The organism is Nonomuraea sp. NPDC005692, from assembly GCF_040631115.1.
In the GTDB taxonomy this organism is placed as follows: Bacteria; Actinomycetota; Actinomycetes; order Streptosporangiales; family Streptosporangiaceae; genus Nonomuraea.
In genome coordinates, this window is record NZ_JBEXYU010000005.1 from 133,806 (window position 1) to 158,090 (window position 24,285).

The 24,285-nt window shown below is 72.4% G+C and carries 22 protein-coding genes; 14 read left to right on the forward strand and 8 right to left on the reverse strand.

Features of this window, described 5'->3' with window-relative positions:
- The first annotated feature begins 177 nt into the window (after positions 1-177).
- Positions 178-741, forward strand: a complete 564-nt coding sequence (locus ABZ459_RS13655) for a helix-turn-helix domain-containing protein (protein ID WP_357969981.1) — start codon at positions 178-180, stop codon at positions 739-741.
- 554 nt (positions 742-1,295) lie between these two features.
- Here the strand turns inward: ABZ459_RS13655 and ABZ459_RS13660 are convergent.
- Positions 1,296-6,002: an FtsK/SpoIIIE domain-containing protein gene (locus ABZ459_RS13660; protein ID WP_357969984.1), complete on the reverse strand. Its 4,707-nt coding sequence runs from the start codon at positions 6,000-6,002 to the stop codon at positions 1,296-1,298.
- A 351-nt stretch (positions 6,003-6,353) separates the two neighbouring features.
- On the opposite strand from ABZ459_RS13660, the gene ABZ459_RS13665 reads away from it, so the two are divergent.
- The 12 genes from ABZ459_RS13665 to ABZ459_RS13720 all read left to right on the forward strand — a co-directional run bounded on the left by ABZ459_RS13665 (position 6,354) and on the right by ABZ459_RS13720 (position 16,604).
- A complete protein-coding gene (locus ABZ459_RS13665) occupies positions 6,354-7,031 on the forward strand; it encodes a hypothetical protein (RefSeq protein WP_357969987.1) in 678 nt (225 codons plus the stop codon).
- A 1-nt stretch (position 7,032) separates the two neighbouring features.
- Positions 7,033-7,749, forward strand: a complete 717-nt coding sequence (locus tag ABZ459_RS13670; RefSeq protein ID WP_357969990.1) for a hypothetical protein — start codon at positions 7,033-7,035, stop codon at positions 7,747-7,749.
- The gene (locus ABZ459_RS13675; protein WP_357969992.1) at positions 7,746-9,041 is read left to right on the forward strand and encodes an ATPase, T2SS/T4P/T4SS family; all 1,296 of its coding nucleotides are present in this window, start codon (positions 7,746-7,748) and stop codon (positions 9,039-9,041) included. Before ABZ459_RS13670 ends, ABZ459_RS13675 begins: the two co-directional genes overlap by 4 nt.
- A 2-nt stretch (positions 9,042-9,043) precedes the next feature.
- Entirely contained in the window at positions 9,044-9,892 is an 849-nt protein-coding gene (locus ABZ459_RS13680; RefSeq protein WP_352325815.1) for a type II secretion system F family protein, read from the forward strand.
- On the forward strand, positions 9,885-10,805 hold the full coding sequence (locus ABZ459_RS13685) for a type II secretion system protein (protein WP_357969995.1): 921 nt from the start codon (positions 9,885-9,887) through the stop codon (positions 10,803-10,805). The genes ABZ459_RS13680 and ABZ459_RS13685 overlap by 8 nt, the downstream gene beginning before the upstream one ends.
- The gene (locus tag ABZ459_RS13690) at positions 10,805-11,038 is read left to right on the forward strand and encodes a hypothetical protein (RefSeq protein WP_357969997.1); all 234 of its coding nucleotides are present in this window, start codon (positions 10,805-10,807) and stop codon (positions 11,036-11,038) included. The genes ABZ459_RS13685 and ABZ459_RS13690 overlap by 1 nt, the downstream gene beginning before the upstream one ends.
- Positions 11,022-11,444, forward strand: coding sequence for a TadE/TadG family type IV pilus assembly protein (locus tag ABZ459_RS13695; RefSeq protein WP_357969999.1), 423 nt, complete (start codon positions 11,022-11,024; stop codon positions 11,442-11,444). The genes ABZ459_RS13690 and ABZ459_RS13695 overlap by 17 nt, the downstream gene beginning before the upstream one ends.
- Positions 11,441-11,836, forward strand: coding sequence for a TadE family protein (locus ABZ459_RS13700; RefSeq protein WP_357970002.1), 396 nt, complete (start codon positions 11,441-11,443; stop codon positions 11,834-11,836). The genes ABZ459_RS13695 and ABZ459_RS13700 overlap by 4 nt, the downstream gene beginning before the upstream one ends.
- The gene (locus tag ABZ459_RS13705) at positions 11,833-12,243 is read left to right on the forward strand and encodes a flp pilus-assembly TadE/G-like family protein (RefSeq protein ID WP_357970005.1); all 411 of its coding nucleotides are present in this window, start codon (positions 11,833-11,835) and stop codon (positions 12,241-12,243) included. The genes ABZ459_RS13700 and ABZ459_RS13705 overlap by 4 nt, the downstream gene beginning before the upstream one ends.
- Before the next feature lie 70 nt (positions 12,244-12,313).
- Positions 12,314-15,052 (forward strand): BTAD domain-containing putative transcriptional regulator, encoded by a 2,739-nt coding sequence (locus ABZ459_RS13710; RefSeq protein WP_357970007.1) that lies wholly within the window; start codon positions 12,314-12,316, stop codon positions 15,050-15,052.
- Positions 15,049-15,675, forward strand: coding sequence for a hypothetical protein (locus ABZ459_RS13715; protein WP_357970010.1), 627 nt, complete (start codon positions 15,049-15,051; stop codon positions 15,673-15,675). The genes ABZ459_RS13710 and ABZ459_RS13715 overlap by 4 nt, the downstream gene beginning before the upstream one ends.
- Positions 15,672-16,604 carry a hypothetical protein gene (locus ABZ459_RS13720; RefSeq protein WP_357970013.1) on the forward strand — a complete coding sequence of 311 codons (933 nt, stop codon included), beginning with the start codon at positions 15,672-15,674 and terminating at the stop codon, positions 16,602-16,604. The genes ABZ459_RS13715 and ABZ459_RS13720 overlap by 4 nt, the downstream gene beginning before the upstream one ends.
- A gap of 11 nt (positions 16,605-16,615) precedes the next feature.
- Here the strand turns inward: ABZ459_RS13720 and ABZ459_RS13725 are convergent, their stop codons facing one another.
- The 4 genes from ABZ459_RS13725 to ABZ459_RS13740 form a co-directional block, all read right to left on the reverse strand.
- On the reverse strand, positions 16,616-17,047 hold the full coding sequence (locus tag ABZ459_RS13725) for a MarR family transcriptional regulator (RefSeq protein WP_357970016.1): 432 nt from the start codon (positions 17,045-17,047) through the stop codon (positions 16,616-16,618).
- Positions 17,048-17,166: 119 nt separating this feature from the next.
- On the reverse strand, positions 17,167-17,676 hold the full coding sequence (locus ABZ459_RS13730) for a methylated-DNA--[protein]-cysteine S-methyltransferase (RefSeq protein WP_357970019.1): 510 nt from the start codon (positions 17,674-17,676) through the stop codon (positions 17,167-17,169).
- The gene (locus ABZ459_RS13735; protein WP_357970021.1) at positions 17,673-19,076 is read right to left on the reverse strand and encodes a DNA-3-methyladenine glycosylase 2 family protein; all 1,404 of its coding nucleotides are present in this window, start codon (positions 19,074-19,076) and stop codon (positions 17,673-17,675) included. Before ABZ459_RS13735 ends, ABZ459_RS13730 begins: the two co-directional genes overlap by 4 nt.
- A 77-nt stretch (positions 19,077-19,153) precedes the next feature.
- On the reverse strand, positions 19,154-20,380 hold the full coding sequence (locus ABZ459_RS13740; RefSeq protein WP_357970024.1) for an MFS transporter: 1,227 nt from the start codon (positions 20,378-20,380) through the stop codon (positions 19,154-19,156).
- 90 nt (positions 20,381-20,470) lie between these two features.
- Here ABZ459_RS13740 and ABZ459_RS13745 point away from each other — a divergent pair, with 90 nt between their 5' ends.
- The gene (locus tag ABZ459_RS13745; protein ID WP_357970027.1) at positions 20,471-21,469 is read left to right on the forward strand and encodes a DUF5937 family protein; all 999 of its coding nucleotides are present in this window, start codon (positions 20,471-20,473) and stop codon (positions 21,467-21,469) included.
- On the opposite strand, the gene ABZ459_RS13750 is transcribed toward ABZ459_RS13745, so the two are convergent.
- The 3 genes from ABZ459_RS13750 to ABZ459_RS13760 form a co-directional block, all read right to left on the reverse strand.
- Entirely contained in the window at positions 21,427-22,368 is a 942-nt protein-coding gene (locus ABZ459_RS13750) for an NYN domain-containing protein (protein WP_352321648.1), read from the reverse strand. The genes ABZ459_RS13745 and ABZ459_RS13750 overlap by 43 nt on opposite strands.
- Before the next feature lie 107 nt (positions 22,369-22,475).
- Positions 22,476-22,676, reverse strand: a complete 201-nt coding sequence (locus ABZ459_RS13755; RefSeq protein WP_352361841.1) for an acyl-CoA carboxylase subunit epsilon — start codon at positions 22,674-22,676, stop codon at positions 22,476-22,478.
- Positions 22,673-24,262 (reverse strand): acyl-CoA carboxylase subunit beta, encoded by a 1,590-nt coding sequence (locus ABZ459_RS13760; protein ID WP_357970030.1) that lies wholly within the window; start codon positions 24,260-24,262, stop codon positions 22,673-22,675. Before ABZ459_RS13760 ends, ABZ459_RS13755 begins: the two co-directional genes overlap by 4 nt.
- Positions 24,263-24,285 lie beyond the last annotated feature (23 nt).

Genomic DNA, 24,285 nt, shown 5'->3' on the forward strand with positions numbered 1-24,285 from the left:
GGGGCGGCACGACCCAGTCCGGGCGTACTCAGCCATAACACGGCACCGGCGACGGCGCTGAGGGAGACGGCAGCAGAGGCCGTAAAGACATTTCGCATACTGCCGACAGTAGTCTGCAGAGAGATCTCGGCAAAGACATGTCTGCAGATATCCTTCTCAAGGACTAGCCTGCTCCTCATGAAGGACGACGAGCCCCTGGTGCTCCACGATCCCGACCGGCTCAAGGCCCTGGCCCATCCCATGCGCCGCCGCATGCTGACCCACCTGAACATCCACGGCCCCGCCACCTCCACCACCCTCGGCGAGCTGCTCGGCGCCAAGACCGGCACCACCAGCTACCACCTGCGCCAACTGGAGAAGTACGGCTTCATCGAGGAGATCCCCGAACGCTCCTCCGGCCGCGAACGCTGGTGGCGCCGCGCCAAGCTCCCCAGGGACATCCGCCTCCCCGAGCCCGGCGACCTCGGCCCGGAGGATCAGGCGGTCCTGATCGAGTTCCACCGGATCGGGCTGGAGGAGGACCGCGCCCTGCTGGACCGCCTCCCCGCCGCCTTCCAGGCCGACCCCGACTGGGTGAAGGGCTCCCGAGGGCTCGCCCGCATGACCAAGGACGAGCTCAGGGAGTTCCACGACGCCTATGTAGCCCTGCTCCTGAAATACGGCCACCCCGCGGACGAGGCCCCACCCGACGCCCGCCCCCTGTACGTCCGCATGTACACCCTCCCCGCCGACGACTCCTGACCCCAAACCCACACACCACCCCAGAACCCCCGCGGTCCACACGTGGCGGGGACTCGAAAGGCCGGCGCGGAGCGGCGCGGGGCCTGCATGCCTTCCCGTCCGACGAGCCCGATCCCGGAAGCCAGGCATGGGCCTGCGAACCTGCGTCGGCTGGCACGCGGTGGGGACTCGGGAGGGCTGGCTCTGGGTGGGCAGGGACGTACACCGTCCCGTCCGACGGACCTGATCCCGGACGCCAGGCATGGGCCGCCGGACCTGTGCGGCTCACATGTGGGGATGGGGGTGGAGAGCCGGCCTACGAGCCTGGTCCGCAGATTTCGCGAACCGGCTGCCATACCCGCGCGGCTCACATGGGGGTGGGTGGGGGAACGATGGGGCTGGCTCGGGGTGGGCGGGCATGTACGCCTTCCCGGCCAGCGAGCCTGGTCCCCAATTTCGCGCACCGGTCACCGGTCCCGCTCGGTTCGCGAGGGGGGCGACGCGGGAGGGGCCACGTGGCGATGGCTGAGTGGTTCGGGGGCGGGAGGCTCGGTGGGCGGCTTGGGTGGGTGGGGTCAGGGGGTGTCTGGGAGGGCTGTTTGGATGGGGGTGATGTTGCCGGTGGTGACCAGGAGGCCGCGGCCCGGAGGGCCGCCGCCTGCGCCGCGGGGCAGACGGATGCTGAACAGGTCGCCGTCGGTCGGGCCCTGGACCGCCAGAAGCACGCCCGTACGGGACTTGCGTGCCTCCGCCACGAACCCGCGATAGGCGACCGCCAGGTCACCGGTGGAGCCGGCGATCAGCAGGCCGTGATCACCGTCCCTGCCCGAGCGGAGCACCTCCTCCAGGGACGTGCCCAGCGGTGAGTCCGGGTTGACCAGCTCGGCGTCGTCCACGACCACGACGTACTGGCCCAGGTCCGCGACCAGTTCGGGGAGGTTGGCGGCGTTCCCGTCCAGGACGGCCACGGCGTCCGGCAGGTCGCGCAGCGGGCTTCGTCTGGGGGCGACGGCGACGACCGGCGTGCCGGCGGCGATGAGCGATCGCGCCGCCGTCACCAGGACGGACGACCGCCCCGACCGCGACGGCCCCGCGATCACCGCGCCCGGCCCGTGGGCCAGCAGGTCGACGCCGAGCGGGGCGAGCGCGTCCCCACCCGCGCCGACCAGCGCCCACAGCGGGGACGGCGGAGTGAACGCCGGATCGAGGTCCATCGTCTGGGACGCGGTGACCCGCATCGGCAGCGCGTCGACGCGCAGCGGTTGTTCGCCCTCGCCGCGCCGCCCCCCACGCCCGGCGGCCTGCGGGCTCGCGCCGCGGGCCAGGGCCTGCAGCGCGGCGACCTGGGCGGGGCCCGCGGGGTCGGCGGAGAGGAGGGCGATGTGGTGTTCGGTGATGCCGTGCTCGCCCAGCGACACGGCGCGCCCCGGAGGCATGGACGCGGGCAGGCCCTTGAGCGGGAACCCGGCCAGCCCGTAGTCGGACGTGTCGGACAGGCGCAGCAGCAGGCGGTCGTCGAAGACCGTCGAGACCTGGCCGAGCAGGCCGGACCGGTCGCTGGTGACCACCGCGCGCAACCCTACTGCCGGGCCCTCGCGCAGGAGCTGGAGCAGGGCTTCGATCAGGCGGCCGTAGTCGTAGCTCTCGAACGCGGCGACGAAGCCCTCCCAGCGGTCGAGCATGAACACCAGCCACGGCAGGCGGTGACCGGCCTGGCGGTATTCGGCGAGCGAGGCGTGGCCCGCCTCGGCCAGTAGTTGCTGGCGGCGGCCCACCTCGGCGCGCAGGCGGCCGAGCAGGCGCTCCACCCGTTCGATCTGGTCGCGGGTGACGACGGCGCCGCAGTGGGGCATCGCCATGACGGGCAGGAGCGCGCCCGAGCCGCAGTCCACCGCGTGGACGTGCACGTCGGCGGGCGACGTCCGGGCCGCGATGGCGCCCGCGATCGTCCGCAACGCCGTCGAGCGGCCGCTGCGCGGGGCGCCCGCGATCAGCAGGTGGCCGCCGTTGGCCAGGTCGAGCGCCAGCGGGCAACGATCCTGCCGCCACGGACGGTCGGTCACCCCGAACGCCAACGGCGCCACCTCCCCGAAGCCCCCACCACTCCCCTCGTACGGCGGGCCGGCGAGCTCGGCTTCGAACGAGCCCTCCGAGGAGGCGGTCACCGGCGGAGTGGCGGGCAGGTCGAGCACCAGATGAGTGGGCAGGGGGTCGAGCCACGGGCTCGGCTGGGCCGGGACGCCCGCCAACCGGCCGGCCTCGACGAGCGCGTCGGCGACCAGGCCGAGATCGGTGACCGCCGACTCCTCCGCCGGCTCGGGAGGCGGCGGAAGCGGCCTGCCGAGCGAGCGCCAGTCCACGTCGAGCACCCGAACCCGCCCGACCGGCGCGCCGGCGGACGGAACGCGCGCGGGGCTGCGCCCGCCCACCCTGGCCGTCTGGACGGCGATCGCCGCCCCCACCCCCGACCGCACGTAACACCGGCCAGGGGTGGACTTGGAGATCGCGGCCGCGTCGGGCAGGTCGATGACGTCGGTGGACTCGGCGGGCTCGGTCACCCGCAGCGCGATCCGCAGCGACGTGTTTGCCTGGATGTCGGCCGTGACCACGCCGGCCGGCCGTTGGGTGGCCAGGATCAGGTGGATGCCCAGCGAACGGCCCCGCCGTGCGATGTCCACCAGACCGGCCACGAAGTCGGGCAGCTCGGCCACCAGCGCGGCGAACTCGTCGATGATCAGCACCAGGCGCGGCATGGGCGCCTGGCCGGTGTAGTCGTCGATGTCCTTGGCGCCCGCGGCCAGCAGCAGGCGTTCCCTGCGCCGGATCTCGGCCGCCAGCGAGTCGAGAGCCCGCTGGGTCAGGTGCCCGTCGAGGTCGCTGACCATGCCGACGGTGTGCGGCAGGCGTACGCAGTCCTTGAAGGCCGCGCCGCCCTTGTAGTCGATCAGCACGAACGTGAGCTGGTCGGGCCGGTTGGCCACCGCCAGCGAGCAGATCAGCGTCTGCAGCAGCTCGGACTTGCCCGCGCCGGTGGTGCCGGCGATCAGCCCGTGGGGGCCGTCGAGCTTGAGATCGACCGAGAACGGGCCGTCGGGGCCGACGCCGATCAGCGCCTCGGTCGTGCCACGGGCCCGCCACCGGCCGGCCAGCTCCTTGCCGGAGGGGTCGGGCATGCCCATCAGGTCGAGCAGCCGGACGGCTCCGGGCAGGTTGCCCGACGGATCGTCCCGGCTCACGTCGCGGATGGGGGACAGGGCCCTGGCCAGTCGGTCGCACCAGGCGGCCGAGACCAGGTCGCCCAGCACCGGCCCGATCACGTCGAGACCGCCGCCGAGCAGGCGTACGAGGCCGTCGGAGCCGCACGCCGCCACCGTCTGGCACTCCTCGGGCAGCAGCCGCTGGTCGTCGTCGATGGCCAGGGTGAACACCCCGGACCGGGGGCCCTGCCGCAGGACCTGGGGCATGTTGGGCAGGCCGCGCAGGATCTGGGCGCCGTCGAGGATCACCAGGACGTCATGGGGACGGACGTCGTAGGAGGAGAAGCTGGGTTTCTCGGGGCCGCCCAGATCGTCCCAGCCTGTGGGGATCTTGCCGAACTCGGGGATGGCGGTGTTCTGGCGTTCGTCGATGAGCGCGGCCAGCTCGGCGACGCGGCGGGCGGCCGACTCGGGGTCGGTGCCGACCAGCGCCACGCAGTCTTCGCCCGCGCGCGGGGCGCAGTGCGGCAGCCAGCGCGTCCAGCCCCAGCGGCGTTCGCCGTCGGCGCGCGCGGACACGACCACGATGGCCAGGTCGCGCGGGCTGTGCAGGGTGGCGGCCTGGGCGATCAGCCAGCCGGCCAGGCTGGTCGCGGCCCCGCGCGGGCCGGTGACGCCCGCGACGCCGAGCCGGCGCATGGCCAGCGCCACCGGCACGGCGCGGCAGAGCGGCGGCTCGATCGGACCGCCCTGCTCCTCCGACAGGTCGAGGTTGGCGGGCAGGTCGGCGAGGCCGACGCGCAGCCGCAGCGAGTCGGCGTCATGGATGCGCCGCTCCCACAGACGCCTGCGCGGCCCGGTCGCCGTGAGCAGGACCTGGGCCGGGTCGGGGGCGTCGGACCTGCGCGCGGCCTCGTCGGCGGCCCTGGCCCGCTCGACCTCCTCGTCGTAGGCCCGGACGCGTTCGCCGAACTCCTTGAGCGCCTGCTTGTGCTTCTTCCTGCCGTGGCGGCGGTCGCTGACCCACTGGCCGATCATGATGATCGGCGTCATCAGGGCGACGAGCAGGTAGTAGGGGGCGTGCAGGGCGAAGGCCAGCGTCACGCCGAGCACGGCGGGCAGGAGCGCGGCCAGCAACTGCAGCCGCATGCCCTCGGACCTGGTCGGCTCCTTGGGCTTGACGAACCTGCGCTCCGGCTCGGCGCGGCGCAGCCGGGGCGGCCGGTTGTAGGCGAGCCCGCCCTCGCCCCTGGGCGCGAGGTGGGCGTCCTTCGGCTCGATCGAGGTCAGTACGAACACCGAGGACCCGCAGGTCAGCACCGCCTGGTCGGGCCACTCGGCGGACCCGGTGAGCGCCCTGCCGTCGAGCTCGGGCACGTCGCCCTGTTCGGCGGCGAGCTCGGCCGCCTCCCGCTCGGCGACCCGCGCGGTCAGCTCGGCGACCTCCTCGGCCCACCGCCCCTTCAGCTTGAGCCTGGAGGTCTGCCCGGGGCTCTGCCGGTGCGCCCGCTCGACGGTGATCGCGTCAGGCGTCACCCGCACGGCGACGGCCTCGGCGGCCAGGAGGGGGTCGGCGACGGCCATCGCGCAGGTCGGGTCGGACCCGATGACGTGCACGCCCAGCCCCAGCCGGTGGACCGCCCCCGCCGCCGGGCCGCCGATCACGCGGACCTCGGCCACCCCGCCGGGCTCCTCGACCACGGTGGCGCGGGCCAGGCGCGGATCGAGCGTGACCTTGTCGCCGTCGCGCAGGACGGCCGCCGCCGGCGCCCGCGGATCGAGCGGACGCCCGTCACGCCAGAGCAGCGCGCCGGAATCACCGGGGACGTCGGCTGGGACGTCGGCCGGGACGTCGAGCCGGTCGGGGACGCGCGGACGGGGGATGCGCGCCTCGGCCCGGCCCCGCACCCCGGCCTCGGGCGCCAGGCCGTACGGCGCGCGCGTCCGCGGCAGGTGGACGACCTTCGCCATGGACGTGCGCCCGCTCAGCGCCTCGGTCACCCCGGCCACCGTGGCGCCGCCGTCGCCGTCGATCACGACGTCACGGTCGCCCTGCTCGCCGAGCACGGTGAGCATGATCCGCATGTGCCGTCTCCTCGCTCGACCTCGGGCGCCAAGGTAGCGCCAGAAGCGAGAGTAGGCGTCCCGGTTGACGCCACCGGCATGAGAACGCGGTTCTGTGGATAACCCGCGCGCCTAACGTCACGATCAAGCCTGAAAAAACTGTGATTACTGCGACTCAAGATAAAACTGTGACCAGCATGCCGATAAATCGGTATTCGTCAACTTGGTAGAGACAATAGGCATCGATTATTCCGGGTTGACATCACGCCACCTGCGAAACAAGCATGGGTCCTCGCATTCCGCCCACGCCTCACCCGGCCGCCCCACATAATGGGCGTGAATTCCGCATTTCACAATGGGAGCCCCCCACCCATGAGGACCAGTGAAAAACCTGTCGCCGACAACGCGGCGGCGGGGTTGTCCGGCCCGGCCTCGCGCAAGCTCCCCGTGCCCCCACGCGAACGCAAGCCGGCCCTCGCCGCGCTGGCGGTCCTGCTCATACTCGGCGGAGCGCTGGCCACCACGCTGCTCGTGCTGCGCAGCGGCGACCGCGTCTCCGCCATCAGGATCACCCAGCAGGTCGGCGCGGGCCAGAAGTTCGACGAGGGCATGCTCGAAGAGGTGAAGATCGCCTCGGACACGGGTGTCGACTACGTCGCCTGGTCCCGGCGGTCAGAGGTGATCGACAGCTTCGCCGCGGTCACCATCCTGCCGGGCACCCTGCTGACCAACCAGATGGGCAGCAAGGCCAGCGACGAACTGGGCCCGGGAAAGGCGACCGTCGGCCTCGCCCTCAAACCTGGCCAAATGCCCGCCGGCATTCAACAGGGCGACCGCGTCCAGGTCGTGTACGTGCCGAACCGGACGGCTCAAGGGCAAAGCCGCGTACTCGCCGAGAGCGCGCTCGTGTTCAGCACCGGCGACAAGAACCGAACCGGCGGTAATTCCGGGCAGATCACCGTGATCGTCGATTCGTCGGACTCACCGCAAATACTCGCCTATGCCTCCAGCGGAGAGATCGCGGTGGCCGAGCTCCCGGGAGCGCGCTGACGTGGCGCTGATCGTTCTGGCCGCCGACAAGGGCGCGCCCGGCGTGACCACCGCGGCCACCGCCCTCGCGGCGGTGTGGCCGCGGCCCGTGCTGCTGGCCGAGTGCGACCCGGCCGGCGGCGACCTCGCCTACCGGCTGCCCGCCGCCGACGGCGGCGTGCTCAACCCGGGCAAGGGCCTGCTCACGCTCGGCGCGACCGCCCGCCGGGGCCTCGAACCCGCTCAGATCCACCAGCACACGCAGAAGATCATCGGCGGGCTCGACGTGCTGGCCGGGCTCACCCACGGCGAGCAGGCGGCCGGGCTCACCTGGCTCTGGGGCCCGCTGGGCAGGTCGCTGGCCGCCATCCCCGACGCCGACGTGATCGCCGACTGCGGCCGCCTGGGCTCCCACCCCCAGATCGCCGACCTCCTCGCCGAGGCCGAGCAGGTGCTCCTGCTCACCAGGGCGACCCTCGACCACGTCGCTCACCTGCGCGAACGCCTCCAGATCACCAAGGCGCACGGCGTCGTCGTGATCGCCGACCCGCGCAACTACCGGGCCTCGATCGAAGACGTGCGCAGGATCGTCGGTCCCATCGTCCAGTTCGTCCACGGGCTGGCCCACGATGCCAAGGGCGCCGAGCTGCTGCGCGGACAGTGGGGCGGCCGGCTCGACCGGTCCCTGCTCATCCGTACGGCCCGGGACCTCGCCGCGAGGCTGGTGAGCCACCGATGATCGACCACTCGCTCGTCAAGCGTTTCCGCCAGGAGGTCGGCGACCGGCTGGCCCAGCAGCGCCGGATCGACCAGGCGAGCGGCGTCCCGCCGATGTCCGGCGAGGACGAGCGCCAGTTCGCCAGGGCGCTGATCTCGCAGGTGCTGGAGGAGCACGCGCGCAACGAGATCGGCCTCGGCCGCACGCCGCCCACCATCGAGGAGGAGGAGGCCCTCGCGGCCGGCATCCACGCCGCGCTGTTCGGCGTGGGCCGCCTCCAGCCGCTGCTCGACGACCCCGAGGTCGAGAACATCGACATCAACGGCTGCGACCGCGTCTTCGTCAGCTACGCCGACGGCCAGGAGCTCATGCACGACCCGGTCGCCGAGTCCGACGACGAGCTGGTCGAGCTGATCCAGATCCTGGCGGCGTACTCGGGGCTGTCCAGCAGGCCGTTCGACACCGCCAACCCCCAGCTCGACCTGCGGCTGCCCGACGGCTCCCGGCTGAGCGCGGTCATGGACGTCACCGTGCGCCCGGCCGTGTCGATCCGCCGCTCCCGCCTCGGCAAGGTCTTCCTGTCCGACCTGACCGGCAACGGCACGATCAGCCCGGAGATCGGGAGGTTCCTGACGGCGGCCGTCGCGGCCCGCAAGAACCTCATGATCGCCGGATCCACCAACGCCGGCAAGACCACCCTGCTGCGGGCGCTGGCCAACGAGATCCCGCCCAGCGAGCGCCTGATCACCGTCGAACGCGCTCTTGAGCTGGGCCTCGACCAGTTCCCCGAGCTCCATCCCAACGTGGTCGCCTTCGAGCAGCGCCTGCCCAACTCCGAGGGCCAGGGCGAGATCTCCATGGCCGAGCTGGTCAGGCGCTCGCTGCGGATGAACCCCAGCCGCGTCATCGTCGGCGAGGTGCTGGGCGACGAGATCGTCACCATGCTCAACGCGATGACCCAGGGCAACGACGGCTCTTTGTCCACGATCCACGCCAACTCCAGCATGGAGGTCTTCAACCGCATCGCCACCTACGCCCTGCAGGCCGGCGAGCGCCTGCCCATCGACGCCACCCACATGCTCATCGCGGGCGCGATCGACTTCGTGGTCTTCATCGAGAAGCGCAACGACTACCACGTCGGCGGCACCCTGCGCCGCTACGTCTCCAGCATCCGCGAGGTCAACGGCTGCGACGGCCGCGTGTTGTCGAGCGAGGTGTTCGCGCCAGGGCCCGACGGCACGGGCGTCCCGCACGCGCCGGTCTCGTGCCTGGAGGAGCTGGTCGCCCACGGCTACAACCCGGGAGGCTGGTGAGGATGGCGTTCGACCTCGACCCGCTCGCGATGGTGGCGGGCGCGGCCGCGGGCGGCGGCCTCTTCCTGTTCTTCCTCGCCCTGTACGGCCTGCGCCGCCGCCCGTCCCAGCCCAGACGCCCGCTCGTCAAGATGCTCACCACCCGCACCGCCGTCGCCGCGGTGGCCGCCGGCCTGGTCCTGGTGGTCACGGGCTGGCCGGTCATGGCGGTGGGCACGGTGCTGCTCGTGTTCGCCTGGCGCGGCCTGTCCGGCGGCGCGGCCGAGGAACGCGCCGCCATGCGCCGCCTGGAAGGGCTGGCCGCCTGGACCGAGTCGCTGCGCGACACCATCGCCGGGGCGGCCGGGCTGGAGCAGGCCATCCCGTCCTCCATCAGGGCCGCCGCGCCCACGCTCCGGCCCCACCTGCGGGCCATGGTCGACCGCCTGCACACCCGGATGGCGCTGCCGGAGGCGCTGTCCCGCTTCGCCGACGAGCTCGACGACCCCTCGGCCGACCTGGTGATCGCCGCGCTCATCCTCAACTCCCGGCTGCGCGGCCCCGGCCTGCGCGACGTGCTCGGCGCGCTCGCCGTCTCGGCCCGCGAGGAGCTCGACATGCGCCGCCGCGTCGAGGCCGAGCGCCGCTCGACCAGGCGCAGCGTGCAGATCGTGGTGATCACGGCGCTGGTCTTCGCCGGGCTGCTCATCCTGTTCAACCCCGCCTACGTCAGCGAGTACGGCTCCACCCTCGGCCAGGCCGTGCTCGTGGTCGTCGGCGGCCTGTTCGGCGCCGGGTTCGCGTGGATGCGGCGGCTGGCCAGGTTCGACAAGCCGACCCGGCTGCTCATGGGGGGAGGCGGCCATGGTTGAGGGCGTGCTGGCCGGATCGGTGCTCGGTCTCGGCCTGTTCGTGCTGGTACGCGCGTTGTTCCCGGCCCGTCCCGGGCTGGTGGCGCGGCTGCTGGCGCTCGACGCCGTGCGCGAGGACGCCGACGCCCCGCGCATCCAGCTCCTGCTGCCCGAGGAGGAGGTCAGCGCCTTCCGCCGCGGCCTCGGCGCCCGCCTGGCCCGCCTCTACGGCGCCCGCGGCTGGGAGGCCCGCTCGGTCAAGTCCGACCTGGCCCTGCTCGGACGCTCGTTCGAGGCGTTCCTGGCCACCAAGGTGCTGCTCGCCGCGAGCGGCCTGCTGGCCTTCCCGATCCTGCTCGGCTGGCTGGCGCTCATGGGGTGGGGCGTGTCGTTCACGGTGCCGTTCTGGTCGGCCGTGCTCGTGGCGCTGCTCTTCTTCTTCCTGCCCGACCTGCAGATCCGCAAGGAGGCCGCGGCCATGCGACGCGACTTCCGGCACGTCGTGGGCGCCTTCCTCGACCTGGTCTCGATGAACCTGGCGGGCGGACGCGGCGTGCCCGAGGCGCTGATGATGGCCGTGTCGGTCAGCGGCGAGCAGCCCAACTGGGCGATGGGCCGCATCCGCGACGCGCTCGGCGGCGCCCGGATCGTCGGCATCACCCCGTGGCAGGCGCTCGGCCAGCTCGGCGAGGAGATCAACGTCGACGAGCTGCGCGACCTGTCGGCCGCGCTCGGCCTGGTGGCCGACGACGGCGCCAAGGTGCGCGCCTCGCTCACCGCCAGGGCCGCCACCCTGCGCCGACGCGAACTGGCCGAGATCGAGGGACGCGCGGGCGAACGTTCGCAGTCGATGCTCGTGGCCCAGCTCCTCCTGTGCGCCGGTTTCGTGATCTTTCTCAGTTTTCCCGCCGCGATGAAGATGTTGGGGGCCTGATGAACCATCCCTGGATCGTCTATCTCACCGCCTACCTGGGGGTGCGGATCCAGCGCGCCCGCACCGCGCCCAGCAGGGGCGCCTCCGCCGTCGAATGGGTGATCATCACGGCCATCATCGCGGGCGTCGCGCTCGGGCTGGCCACGCTGATCAAGACCCTGGTCGAGCAGAAGTCCAGCGAGATCCAGGGCACGTTCGGCGGTGGCGGCGGCGGTGGTGGCGGAGACTCGTGAGCGGGGCGCGACCGTGATCGAGCTGGCGTTGCTGATGCCGGTCATCCTCGCGGTCGCGCTCCTCGTCGTGCAGGTCGCGCTCTGGTTCCACGGTCGCCAGATCGCCGAGGCGGCGGCCAGGGAAGGCGCGCGGGTGGCCAGGTCGGCGCCGTTCGACTCGGGCGACTGGCAGGGCGCGGCCACGGCGAAGGCCACCGACATCGTCAAGGCCGTCGGCCCCCGGCTGCTGGAGAACGCCGCGGCCACCACCTCCGAGCGCGACCCCGACCAGCGCTTCGTCACGGTCACGGGCAGCGCCGTGCAGGTCGTGCCGCTGCTGCCGCCGCTCACGTTCACGATCACGGCGACCGCGGGCGGGCCGATCGAGTGCTTCCGTCCCGACAACGGTGGTGATGACTGCCGATGAAGCCGGGCGAGCGGGGCTCGATGGCCGTGGAGACGGTGATGCTCGCCCCCGTCTTCCTGCTGTTCCTCATGTTCCTGGTCGGGGCGGGGGTGCTGGTGGAGACGCAGGGGCGGGTCAACGGGGCGGCCAGGGACGCCGCGCGGGCGGCGTCTGTGCAGCGTGGTTTCGACGACGCCGGCGCCGCGGCGGAGAGCACCGCCAAGAGCGTGCTCGACGACAAGTGCGGCGCCACCGCCGTGAACCTGGACGGATCCACCTGGGAGGCGGGCGGTCAGGTGCAGGCGGAGGTGACCTGCGAGCTCGACCTCGGCTTCCTGGGGTTCGGCGGCACCAAGCGACTGACGGGCACCGCCGTGGTGCCCCTGGAGCAGCTCGTCAGGAGGGAGCCGTGAAGGCGGGGGAGCGGGGGTCCATGTCGGTCTTCACCGTGCTCTTCTCGGTCGTGGTGTTCCTCCTGGCCGGGCTGCTGGTCGACGGCGGCGCGGCGATCAACGCCCGGCTGCGCGCCGCCGACGTCGCCGAGCAGGCCGCGCGGGCGGGCGCGGACAAGATCGACGTCGACCGCCTGCGCACCGGCGGCGAGGTCGCCCTGCTGGACGAGGGCCAGGTCTGCGCCAGGGCCGACGAGATCGTCGCGGCCCAGGGCGGCGACGGCGTGGCCCGCGGCTCCTGCTCGGTCGAGCAGCAGCAGGTGACGGTCAGCGTCTCGGTGCGGTGGGAGGCGTTCTTCCTCGGGGCCCTCGGGTTCCCGGGCTCGGAGATGAACGGCGAGGCCACGGCCGCCCCGGAAGCCAGGTAGACCGATTCCCGCCACTCGGTGGCCGGGGCAACGCACGAGGCAGGACGCTGGACGGAAGAAGGGAGCGGCGATGCCGACGCGAGAGCCGACGCGAGAGCCGGCGCGTCCCCCGGGGCGGCACCAGCCCAGGCGGCCGCCTGCGCGCATCCCGGCCAGGCGCACCTTCGGCGACGTGCTCGCCGGGCTCGCCGCGCTGGTGGCGCTGGTGGCGTTGGTGGGCGGGGTGCCGTACGCGCTGCTCATGTTCGCCGGGCCACCGGTCACGGCCGAGATGCTCGACCTGCGCTTCTTCACCGCCGAGGCCGGGCCGAGCACGATCCAGGCCGTCCTGGTGCTGCTGGTGTGGCTGGCCTGGTTCCAGCTCTTCGTGTGCGTGCTGGTCGAGGTGTACGCCGGTGTCCGAAGGGTCGGGATGCCCGCCCGCGTACCGCTGTCGGGCGGCACGCAGGCGCTGGCCAACAAGCTCGTCGGCGCGGTGCTGCTGCTATTCACGGCCGGGGCCATGATCGCGCCCATCGCGCGGATGGCCGCGCCGCCCGCCGCGCCGCCGGTGACCGCGGTCGCCTACTCCGCGCCGATCGTCGAGCAGACGCTGGAGACCCACAAGACCAAGAAGGTGTACGTCGTGCAGCCCCCGCACGGGCGGCACCACGAGAGCCTGTGGGAGATCGCGGAGAAGTGCCTGGGAGACGGCCGCCGATATCCCGAAATCTACCGACTCAACCAGGCCAAGGAGCAGCCGGACGGCACCCGCCTGCGCATGGCCGACCTGATCAGGCCCGGCTGGGTGCTCGACATGCCGGACGACGCCAGGAACGTGCACATCGTCCCCACCGGCCAGTCCCGCGAGCAGACGTTGCGCGAGCACCCCGGCGTGGCCCACACCCGCGCCCAGCCCGACGCCCGGCAGCACGCCGCCAAGAAGGCCACGGAGGGCAAGAGCACCGAGAAGAGCGAGAAGGACCAGGCCAGGCACCGCAAGCCCGACGTCCGGCAGGACCAGCCCGAGATCACCATCAGGGAGGCCCAGAGCCTCGACCTGATCGACTACCTGGCCGGGGCGTCGCTGGCCGCCGCCGGGCTGCTGGCCCTGCTGGCCAGGAGGCGGCGGGAGCAGTTGTGGCGCCGGGTGTTCGGGCGCCGGATCGTCCGGCCGCGCGACGACGCCGCCCAGGCCGAGGTCGCGCTCAGGCTGGGCGGCGACGCGCCGGGCGCGCGCATCCTCGACATCGGGCTGCGGCTGCTCGGCGCCGAGCTGGCCGCCCAGCACCGCACCCCGCCCACCGTCTACGGCGCCCACCTGTCCCCGCGCACGCTCGACCTGTGGATCCACCCACCGGACGACGACCCGCCCGAGCCCTGGACGGCCCAGGACGGCGGCCAGGTGTGGCGCCTGCCCGCCCACGAAGGCCGCCTGCTGGAGGAGCAGGCGGGCGGCGCGCCGTACCCGGGGCTGGTCTCGATCGGCACGGACGCGAGCGGCCGGGTGCTGATCGACCTGGAGGCCGCGCAGGGCCTGATCAACATCCGCGGCCCGCAGACCACCGCGGCGCTGGCCGCGCTCGCCGTCGAGCTGGCCACCAACCGCTGGTCCGACCGCATGCGCATCACGCTCGTCGGGTTCGGCGAGGAGCTGACCGCGATCGCCCCCGACCGGATCAGGGCCGTCGGCGGCCTGGCCGAGGTGCTGCCCGAGCTGGAGGCGACCGCCGCGCCGCGCAGGGAGGTGCTCACCGGACGCGTCTCCGGCAGCCCGCGCGAGGCCCACTACCTGCTGTCGGCCGTGGCGCCCACGCACGAGGAGGCCCGCCGCCTGGCGCTGCTGGCCCGCCGGGACACCGCCGGGTACGTCCTGGCCGGCGACGTCCCGCACGCCACTTGGACGCTGGAGATCGGCGACGACGGCCGGGCGCGCATCGCCGAGCTGGGCTTCGAGGTCGAGGCCCAGCTCCTGCCGCGCCGCCACTACAAGGCGCTGGTCGACCTCTTCCGCACCGCCGGACGGCTCGAGGGCGAGGCCTGTCCCGAGGCCGAGCCGCTGGAGGGCCTGCACCCGCCCGCCGTCGAGATCAGGATGCTCGGCCCGATCGAGATCGCCGGGCTCGCGCCCCTCGAAGAGGGCCGCATGGCGCTGGCCACCGAGCTGCTGATCTACCTGGCCACGCATCCCGGCGGCGTGCACCCCGTCGTGCTCGGGGGCGTGTTGTGGCCGCGCGGGGTGCAGACCATGGTCAGGGACGCCACCATTGCCCGCGTCGCCGACTGGCTCGGCCCCGAGCACCTGCACGTCGACGAGGCCGGGCGGCTCAGGCTCGGCCCCGAGGTCCGTACGGACTGGGCCCTGTTCCGCGAGCTGGTCCGCCGCTCCCAGCACGACCCGACGGCCCGCACCGTCCTGCTGGAGAAGGCGCTCGGCATGGTACGCGGCCCGCTCCTGGCCAACCGCCCGTCCGGCCGGTACGCCTGGCTGGCGGCCGACGACCTGGAGTACGACGTCGCGGCCGGCGTGGCCGACGCGGCCCACCGGCTGTGCGAGCTGCGGCTGGCCCAGGACGAGCCGGACGCGGCGGTGGCGGCCGTCCGCGCGGCGTTGCTGCTGGCGACCGACGACGAGGGGCTCTGGCGCGACCTGCTGCGGGCCACCCACGCCACCGGGGACGCCGTCCGCATGCGGGCCGTGGTCGAGGTGCTGACCCGCAGGGCCGCCTCCCACCCGTACGGCGGCGGGATGGCCCCGGAGACCGAGGCGTTGATCGAGGAACTGCTGCCCTCGTGGCGCATCCACGTGGTGAGGGAGTCGTCCGCATGAGACGTATGACGGTGGTCGCGCTCGTCCTGCTGGTGGCGGGGTGCGGGCAGGCCGAGCGGCCGTACACGCCGCAGCCGGGCCCGTCCGGGACCGCCGGGGCGACCGCGACGGCGCCCTCGACGGCGGGCTCGGCGCGGCCCTCCGCCGACGCGCCCGGCGTCGAGACGGTCGAGGTCGGCGGCGGGAAGTTGCGGGTCGACATCGACTGGCCCGCCCGGCGCGACCCGCTCATGCGCGTCATCACCGACTGGTACCTCGCCTCCCGCAAGGTGATGGTCTCGGGAAGCGATCGATACCTGAAGGATCTGGATCTCGAACTCCAGGCGGTGCGCCAGGCGTATGACGGAGTACGCCGGTACACCGAGGAGGACAGAAGGGTGAAGGGCGTCGCCAGGCTGTACGGCCTGCGGGTCACGAAGGTCCTGGACAAGGGCGCGCAGGTCGACACCTGCGTGGACGAGTCGAAGGTACGCGTGGTCAGCGCGAGCAGCGGCGAGGCCGTCTCGCCCCAGCCCTCCATCATGCGCGCCCCCTACCTCCAGAGGGCCCTCGCGCACCGCGGCGACGACGGCGTGTGGCGGATCCGGGAACTCCTCTATGACAAGGAAGGATGCGCGCGATGAACCGCGTGATCTCGCTGGCCACCGCGGCCCTGATGCTGCTGGGCCAGCTCGACGACCCCGGCGAGACGGCCGGCAGCCCCATCGAGCACGGCCGGACCAGAGGGATCGAGCTGCGCAACTCCAGGATCGTCATCTCCGGCAACGGCGCCAAGGGCGGCAGCGCGGACGGATACGTCCTCAAGCGCCCCTGCTGGTACGAGCCCGGCATGACGGGCGCCGAGATGCTGAAGTCGCAGGAGGCCCTGCGCGACTACTGGTTCAGGTACACCAAGGACGCGTCCGAGGAGGGGTTCCAGGAGTTCCTCAAGCAGTTCAAGGACAAGGTCGGCAAGGACGGGCGCTGGTGGGGCCCGGCGTACGACGCCTCCGACCCGAAGGGGCAGGTCTGCTTCGCGGCGCTCGACCCGTTCGTGTTCGTGCCGCCGGGCACGACGCCGCCCGCCGGGATCACGATCCGGGAGCTCGCCGAGATCGCCAGGGCGTCCCTGACCGTGCCCGAGCCCACGATCAAACTGAGCCCCGACGCCAAGAGCTACGTCAACCTGCCCACCTGGGTGTGGCTGGAGGGCCTGGGCGAGCGGCGCAGATCGGTGACCGCGGAGATCCCGGGCGTCATGAGCGTGACCGTCGTGGCCACGCTGAAGAGCATCAAGATCGACCCGGGTACCGCGAAGGACCGGGCGGAGGTGCACGAGGAGGGTTGCGGGGCGGCCGGACGCCCGTACGCCAAGGGGGCCTCGTTCGCCTGTGGTGTGCGTTACCTGCGGTCCTCGATCGACCAGCCGCGCGAGGCGTACCGGCTCACCGTCACCACGTCGTGGCCGGTGGAGACGACAGGTGACGCGGTGCCGTTCCAGTTCGCGCCGGTCGAGGTGGGGGCGACCCGGGACGTGCCGGTCGGCGAGATCCAGAGCAACGTGAAGCCCTAGCGGCGGCCGGCCTAGGCGATCACCGCGGCCAGCGGTGCCAGCTCGGGCTGCTCGGCCGCCTCCGCCAGCACCTCCTTCAGCACGGTGTCGTGCGTCGGGCCCGCCGCGGTCAGCAGGTCGCGGCCGTCGGGGGTGACCTCGGAGTAGATGCCGCGCCGGTCGTCCTCGCACAGGTAGCGCTTGAGCAGGCCGCGCTTCTCCAGTCGGGTGACCAGCCGGGTCGTGGCGCTCTGGCTGAGCACGACGGCGCGGGCGAGCTGCTGCATGCGCATGTGCCAGCCGTCCTGGCGGGCCAGGGCGTCGAGCACCGTGTACTCGCTCACGCTCAGGTCGTGCGCCTTCTGCAGCGCCTTCTCCAGCCTGTCCTCGATCTTCGCGTGCAGGGCGGCGAGGGTGCGCCACCCCTGGGCACGCGCCTCCACGGCGTCGTCGGCCAGAGGCATGTGGAACCCCTCCTCCTCGTGCTCGTGACAACGATTAGTCGGCGTCTGCAAATGATGCCTACGCCGTCTAACGTCGCATGAGCCCCATTCTATGCCGCCAACGCCGCCACCCGGCTCGGCTAGGAGATCGGCGTTTGTCCGCTTTCGTGGGCGAGGAGCCATTCCTTGACCGGGACGCCGTAGTAGTACCCGCCGTAGCCGCCCGTGCTGGGCAGGACGCGGTGGCAGGGGACGAAGGGCGCGATGAGGTTCTGGGCGCAGGCGGATCCGGCGGCGCGGGCGGCGGTACGGGGGAGGCCGGCGGCCTGGGCCAGCTCGGCGTACGAGACCGTCGTCCCCGCGCGGACCTCGCGCAGCGCTTCGTGCAGGCGCTTGCGGGTGGGGGAGCCCGGCTGCGAGACCGGGACGGCGTCCAGGGCGTCGAGGTCGCCGTCGAAGTAGGCCCGGACGGCTTCGGCGGGGGCGCCGAGGTCGTCCACCACGTCGAGGCCCTCCGCCTGCAGGGCCGGGGTGAGGCGGACGAACATCTCCGCCGGGTCGGCCGTGAAGCCGCCCGCGACGAGGACGCCCTCGCGGGTGAGCAGCGACAGCGAGCCGATCGGCGTCGGCAGGACCTGAGCGGTGATCATGAAGAGCTCCAGAGGTGCAGGGCGGCGTAGGCCCGCCAGGGCCGCCACCGTTCGATGTGGTCGTCGGGGATGCCCAGGGCGGCCATGCGCTTCTTCAGCACGAGGTCGCCCGTGGGCCAGGCGTCGGGGTCGCGCAGGGCGCGCAGGGCGATGTAGCTGGCGGTCCAGGGACCGATGCCGGGCACCTTCAGCAGCTCGGACACGGCCTCGGCCGGGTCCTGGCCGCCGTCGAGGTCGATGTCGCCGTCGGCGACCCGGCCCGCCAGGTCGGCGAGGGTGGCGATCCTGCGGTTGGTCAGGCCGAGGCCCGTCAGGTCGGCCTCCCGCAGCTCGGCCGCGGTGGGGAAGAGCGGGCCGCCGGTCCTGGCGACGATGCGGCCGAGCAGCGTACGGGCTCCGGCCACTGAGATCTGCTGGCCGACCACCGCGCGTACGGCCAGCTCGAAGCCGTCGAACGTGCCCGGCACCCGCAGTCCGGGCCGCGCCTCGACGAGCGGGGCCAGCGAGGTCTGGCCGAGCGCCTCGGCGATGGCGTCGGGGTCGGCGTCCAGGTCGAGCAGGCGGCGGCAGCGGGCGACGATGCGGGCGAGCTGCCGGGTGTCGGCCAGGGCCACGTCGAGCGCGATGTGGTCCCGCCGGGGGGTGAGCGTGATCGTCCCGCCCGGCACGACCCTGGAGTACGACTCCGGGCCGGCCACCTCAAGGCCGGGAATGGCACGCGAGGTCAGGAACCCGAACACGCCCGCCACGTCGTACGGCTCGCGGCGGTGCAGCCGCAGCCTCAGCGTGACCGGCCCGGCGACCTCGGGCTCAGGCGGCGCCGCCGGACGTCCGGCCGTGGCGCGCAGCTCGCTGGGCGTGAAGCCGTACGTCTCCCGCATCGTGGCGTTGAACTGCCGCACGCTGCCGAACCCGGCCGCGAACGCCACCTCGGTGACCGGCAGCCCGGTCTCCGTCAGGAGCTGCTTGGCCAGCAGGAGCCGCTTGGTGCGGGCCACGGCCAGCGGCCCGACGCCCAGCTCGGCCACGAACAGCCGGTGCAGGTGGCGTTCGGTGATGTGCAGCCGCCGGGCCAGTCCGGCCACGCCGCGCTCGTCGGCGGCTCCGTCGTCGATCAGCCGCAGGGCCCGGCCGACGAGGTCGCCGCGCAGGTCCCAGCCGGGATCGCCGGGCGACAGCTCGGGACGGCAGCGTTTGCACGGCCGGAACCCGGCCGCCTCGGCCGAGGCCGCGTGCCGGTAGAAGCGCACGTTCCTGGAGGAGGGGGTACGCGCCGGGCAGATCGGCCGGCAGTAGATGCGCGTCGTCGTCACCGCGGTGTAGAAGCGCCCGTCGAACCGGGAGTCCCTGGCGGAGACCGCCCGGTAACAGGAGTCGAAGTCGAGCTCTAGGGGTGACATGCCCCCGAGACTATGCGCGGGCCGCGGGTGCCGACCGGCGGAAATCGGACCTCACCATGAAAACGCAGGTCAGCAGGTCAGTACGGCCGACCGGCGGTATTCGGACCTGATCGGCGAAGCGCTGAGAAGTGGATCGGCAGCCAGCTCACCGCCATGATCACCGCACCCGCCCAGAGCGAGGCGCGCACCCCCACCAGCTCCCCGAGCAGCCCCGCCAGCAGCCCGCCGAGGCCGACCGCGCCCATCAGCAGCAACCGCATGGTGGCGGTCATCCGGCCGAGCAGGTGGTCCGGCGTGACGCGCTGCCGCAGGCTCACCAGCAGCACGTTGTTCACCCCGGTACGGAACGTCAGCACGAACCACGCCGCCGCCGCGGCCCACAGCCACGGCCCGGCGTCGAGGAACGGGATCACCAGCGCGGCCGGGGCGGTGGCCAAGCTGACCACCCACACCGCGCGGCCCGTGCCGAAGCGCCGGCCGAGCAGGTGGGCCGACGACGACCCGGCGAGCACGCCGAGCCCGCCCACCGCCAGGTAAGCCCCGAGCACCCACTCCGGGTAGCCGAGCCGCCCGACGATGAGCACCGGCAGCAGGACCGAGCAGAGCGGGAACGCCAGGTTCGCCATCGTGCCCTGGACCAGGGCCGCGACCAGCACCCGGTTGCCGAGGATGAACCGCACGCCCTCCGCGATCCGGGCGCGCAGGGACTCCGCGGCCTCCGGCGAGCCGTCCCGGGGGAGGGCCGGCTCGGGGACGCCGCGCAGCCAGGCCGCCGACCACAGGTAGCTCAGCGCGTCCAGCAGCACGGCCAGCGGCGCGCCCGCGACCTGGGCCAGCACCCCGGCGAGGCTGCGTCCGGCGACGTCCATGCCCGCGCTCGTGCCCACGAGCAGCGAGTTGGCCGACGTCAGCCGCTCGCGGCCGACCAGCCCCGGCACGATGCTCATGGACGCCACGTCGAACAGCAGCGACCCCGCTCCCACGAGCACCGTCACCACGTAGAGCTGCGCCATGGACAACATCCCGGCCCACCAGGCCACCGGCACCGACAGCAGCGCCGCGGCCCGTGCGGCGTCCATCGCGATCATCAGGCGGCGCCGCCGGACGCGGTCCACCCACGCCCCGGCGGGCAGCCCGATCACCAGGGCCGTGAGCGTGGCGAGCGCCGAGAGCAGCCCGACCTCGCCCGCGCCCGCCCCGAGGGCGGTCACGGCGAGCAGGGGGAGGGCGACGTAGGTGATCTGGCTGCCGAGCTGGCTGACCGTGCCGGCGACGAACAGGTTGCGGAACGCACGAAGCCGCAAGAGCGGAGCTTCCGCCAAGGTTGCTGACATGTCGGCAGGATGCTGAAATGTCGGGCAAGGCCGCTATCGATTAAGTGACAAGCAAATTCAATGACCCTCGACCTGACGTTCACCGCCCGCGACATCGCCAACATCCGCTTCGCCGTCTCCCCGCTCGGCGAGGTCGTGGCCAGCGCGCGCGTGGTGAAGAACCCGGCCGCGCACCCGCTCCTGCGTCCCTGGGCCGACCAGGTGCGCCGCCGCCTGCATGACGTGGACTGGCGGCTGCTGTCCGACCTGGTCCCGGTGCCCACCATCTCGATCGCCGGCTTCACCTGCACGCCGCCCTCGACGTCCATGCCGGACCTGGAGCTGGAACTCGCCACGATGCGGGGCGCGGCCGCACGGGTCCGCACGGACCTGGACCACATCGGCGGTCCCCGGACGGGACGGGTGCAGGCCCTCTACGACGACCCGGAACAGGGCCTCGAACGCCTGGCCGCGGAGGTGGCCGGCTATTGGGAGGCGGCGATGGCGCCGTACTGGCCGCGGATCAGGTCGCTGCTGGAGGGCGAGATCCTGCACCGGGCCCGGCTGCTGGCCGAGGGCGGCGCCCAGCGCATGCTGGCCGACCTCGACGACACCGTCACCTGGGACGACGGCACGCTGCGGCTGGAGCACCGGTACGTGTCCGGCCGCCGGTCACTGAGAGGGCTCGGGCTGCTGCTGGTGCCGTGCGTGTTCGCCTGGCCGCGGGTCCTGTCGGTCACGACGCCGCCGTACCAGCCGACCGTGCGCTACGCGCCGCGCGGCATCGCGACGCTCTGGGAGCGCCGCGAGGTGGACCCGCCCGAGGCGCTGGCCGCCGTGCTCGGCAGGACGCGCGCCCGGCTGCTGGCCGAGCTGGACCAGCCCGCCTCGACGCGCGACCTCGCCCAGCGTGCCGGGCTCTCCCAGCCCGGCGTCAACCAGCACCTGACGGCGCTGCGCAAGGCCGGCCTGTGCACAGCGCACCGCACCGGCCGGTACGTGCTCTACGCCCGGACGGCGGTCGCCGAGACGCTGCTCTACTTGGAGGAGACCCCCACCCCCAGGTCGAACTCCCGGTAGACGCGCGCCCAGAACCCGTCACGCAGCCAGACCCGGGCCTCCGGGTAGGGCCGCAGCGAGTGCCCGAGCTCCTTCTCCGCCTCGATCAGCAGCTCGGTGTCGATCACCGTCGGCAGGATCGGGCCGGGCAGCAGGTCGCGGATGTTGTCGCGGCCGCGGGTGAGTATCCACTTCTGGGCGACGTGCTCGCCGACGTCCTCCACGCGCGGACGGCTGGGCCCCAGCTTGGCGACCTGACCGGGCTTGGCGTGCGGCTTGACCGGCGCGCGCCCGGCGAACACCTGGGCGGGCGAGGGAGCCGCGGCGGGCGGGGTGACCGCAACCGGCTGCGGAGCGCGACTGAAAAAGGGCCTCAGAAAATCGGCGGAGATCACTTCCACCGTGTCGGACTCCCACACCAGGCGCTCGGCCTGGTTGGTGCCGTAGGGCGGCTCGACGCCCCACAGGTGGATGCGCACGCCGTACGCCTGCGCCGCCTCGACCGCCGGAACCATGTCCTCATCGCCCGCCAGCAGGATCGTGTCGGTCACCGCGTGATGCCGGGCGAGCGCCTCCAGGTCGCTCCTGATCTGCGCGTCGACGCCCTTCTGCTGGCCGCGGGCGTTGAGGTTGCCGAGGCGCACCTTGACCCACGGGAGCTGCGCGATGACACGCTGGTCGACGGTCGGCACACGGTCGCGGGCGGCGTCATACCAATAGATCCGCAGAAGTTCGCCGGAAATACGTTCCTCTGCATGTTTCTGTAGACTCTGGATGAGCTCATCGGCGGCCACCCGATATTCCTTGCGTTCCTTCGCGCCGAGCAGCACCTCACCTGCCGCAGCGTAGAGATAACCGACATCCACTAGGACGGCGTACTTGGCTGCCACAGGATGCGGCATGAGGTCTGGGATGGCCATGTCGTCCTCCAGGCCGCGGTGTTAGTTGATCGGCTGACTATATACGCCTACTTTCTCTAGATAGTCCCAACTCCCGGGGAACTTGACACCCGATTCCCGGGATCTATCTAGGGTAGTGCGCTCATCCGCCAAGCCGCCTTCCCCGGCAGGCCAGGGTTACGCATACCTCTAGCGGGGTTTCGCCATGTTTGTCTACGGGGTCTCTCGGGTTCGGCGTACGAGCTCCGGCGCGTGGCGAGCACGGCCACCACGGCCGCGATCTCCTCGGGCGTGGCGTCGCCGCGGACTATGCGCAGGTGGTCGCTCATAGAGGAATGTTCCCATGCTTCTTCGGCGGCAGCGAGGCTCTCTTGTTACGCAACGCGCGAAGTGCCCGGACAACTTGGGGCCGGGTTTCGGACGGCCGAATCACCGAGTCCACATAGCCGCGTTCGGCCGCGATGTACGGATTGGCCAAAGTGTCCTCGTACTCGGTGACGAGCCGGGCGCGCTCGGCGTCGGGATCGTCGGAGGCCGCCAGTTCGCGCCGGTAGAGGATGTTGACCGCGCCCTGGGCGCCCATGACCGCGATCTGGGCGGTGGGCCAGGCGAGGTTGACGTCCGCGCCGAGGTGCTTGGAGCCCATGACGTCGTACGCGCCGCCGTACGCCTTGCGGGTGATGACCGTGACCAGCGGGACCGTGGCCTCGGCGTAGGCGTACAGGAGCTTGGCGCCGCGGCGGATGATTCCGTTCCATTCCTGATCGGTGCCGGGGAGGAATCCCGGTACATCAACAAAAGTCAGGATCGGAATATTAAAGGCATCACAAGTTCGAATAAATCTCGCGGCCTTCTCGGAGGCGTCGATATCCAGACATCCGGCGAAATGCATCGGTTGGTTGGCGACGACCCCGACCGGCTGGCCGTCCACACGGCCGTAGCCGACCACGATGTTCGGCGCGAAGAGCGCGTGGACCTCCAGGAACTCCCCGTCGTCGAGCACGTGCTCGATCACCTGGTGCATGTCGTACGGCTGGTTGGGGGAGTCGGGGATCACCAGGTCGAGCTCGGGGTCGGGCTCCAGATCGGCGGCGGCGGCGAAGGCCGGGGCCTCGTCCAGGTTGTTGGAGGGCAGGTAGGACAGCAGCGCCTTGACGTAGTCGAGGGCGTCCTCCTCGTCGGCGGCCTGGTAGTGGGCCACGCCCGACTTGGTGTTGTGCGCGCGGGCCCCGCCCAGCTCCTCGAACGTGACCTCCTCGCCGGTCACCGTCTTGATCACGTCGGGGCCCGTGATGAACATGTGGGACGTCTGGTCCACCATCACCACGAAGTCGGTCAGGGCGGGCGAGTAGACGTGGCCGCCGGCCGCGGCGCCCATGATGAGCGAGATCTGCGGGATCACGCCGGAGGCGTGCACGTTCCGCTTGAAGATCTCCGCGTAGAGGCCGAGCGCGACCACGCCCTCCTGGATGCGCGCGCCGCCGCCCTCGTTGATGCCGATGATCGGGCAGCCGGTCTTGAGCGCCAGGTCGAGCACCTTGACGATCTTCTCGCCGTACACCTCGCCGAGGGAGCCGCCGAAGACCGTGACGTCCTGGGAGAACACGCAGACCTGGCGGCCGTCGATCGTGCCGTGGCCGGTGATGACGCCGTCGCCGTACGGCCGCCGCCTCTCCAGCCCGAACATCGTGGACCGGTGGCGGGCGAACTCGTCGAACTCCACGAACGAGCCCTCGTCGAGCAGCGCGAGCACCCGCTCGCGCGCGGTCATCTTGCCCTTGGCGTGCTGTTTGTCCACCGCCGACGACGAGCCGGCGTGCACGGCCTCGTCGAGCCTTCGCTCCAGGTCAGCGATCTTGCCCGCGGTGGTGTGGATGTCCGGCATCTCCGGCATGGGATCGGCGGCTGCGCTCATGCGCGTTAGGCTAACCCGTCCTC